Raw genomic sequence first — 456 nt, 5'->3', positions numbered from 1 at the left:
TTCTTGACGAGATGGCCCGCACGCTCTGAAGCGTTGATGTCCTCGACGCTCTCATATCGAAACAGAGGCGTGACGGGGATTTCGCGGGTATCAAGTTCGATTGGCTCTGCCATGGTGAAAATCCTTTGTCTGAGTGGGAAAGGAAAAGGGCGGCTCGGAAGCCGCCCCTGATGTATGGCCTATGGAGTGTTAGACCGGCGCAGCGTTGTAAGCGCCACGGCGAATCCACAGCGCATCACCGTTCTTCACTGCGGTTGCCGGCGGGGTGTAAAAGCCGCCTGCGCCGGCCGCCACCGTATAGGCCGGATAGGTAAGAATAACCTGAGTTCCGGTTGCGGCCGTAGCAGCGATATCGGCGGTGGCGGTGACGAACCAATATTCGCCGCCGTCGCTGCCGAGTTCCTTGTTGCCGGGCTTGGGAGAAGGCGAGGTGATTCCCGCCAACTGGTCCCAATA

Annotated in this window: 1 protein-coding gene; it reads right to left on the bottom strand. The window is 59.2% G+C overall.

From position 1 onward, the window contains the following. Nucleotides 1-189 precede the first annotated feature (189 nt). The coding region (locus CWB66_RS21605; RefSeq protein ID WP_138587016.1) for a hypothetical protein at nucleotides 190-456 on the bottom strand (267 nt) is incomplete at its 5' end.

Origin of the sequence: Pseudoalteromonas sp. S558, assembly GCF_005886635.1 — a bacterium.
Classification (GTDB): domain Bacteria; phylum Pseudomonadota; class Gammaproteobacteria; order Enterobacterales; family Alteromonadaceae; genus Pseudoalteromonas; species Pseudoalteromonas aliena.
This window is presented reverse-complemented; position numbering and strand designations above follow the sequence as displayed.